The sequence below is a fragment of the Streptomyces yerevanensis genome (genome assembly GCF_000716805.1).
GTDB classification, from domain to species: Bacteria; Actinomycetota; Actinomycetes; order Streptomycetales; family Streptomycetaceae; genus Streptomyces; species Streptomyces flaveus.
This window is the reverse complement of sequence record NZ_JNWJ01000227.1, coordinates 1-453: the sequence shown is the minus strand read 5'-3', so window position 1 is coordinate 453 and position 453 is coordinate 1. Positions and strand designations below refer to the sequence as shown.

General features: G+C 65.8%; 1 protein-coding gene. It reads right to left on the bottom strand.

Features of this window, described 5'->3' with window-relative positions; translation table 11 throughout:
* Positions 1-376, bottom strand: a 376-nt coding sequence (locus OP79_RS49175; protein WP_033329854.1) for an IS5 family transposase, incomplete at its 3' end; no start/stop codon positions are given.
* Positions 377-453 lie beyond the last annotated feature (77 nt).

Here is a 453-nt window from a genome sequence, read left to right as displayed (position 1 = left end):
CAGTGGCCTTCTCCAGGGCGTCGATGACGTCCTTGCCCAGGTGCATCCCAGCAGCGTCGTGGTGAGCGCGCGCGGTGGTGGAGTCGATGCTGACCAGGGACAGATCCACCTCACCGCGCTTTGCGGCTTCCGCGATCAGCCCCTCCAGCAGGGCCTCGAAGACGCCTGCGTCACGCCACTGCCGGAAGCGGTTGTGGACGGTCGACCAGGCGCCGAACTCCGTCGGCATCTCCCGCCACTGCCCGCCCGTCTTGAACCGCCAGATCACACCCTCGAACTGCTGCCGCAGCCGCTCGGGATACGGGCCGTACTCGCCGATCGGCAGATACGACCCGACGAACTCCCACTCTTCGTCCGTCAGTTGGGCTTGCGTCATGCGAGAAGATCTACCGGTACACGCCTCGCCATGAGGGCGAATCCCGCAGATTGATCACGACCCGATACGCGCCCTAG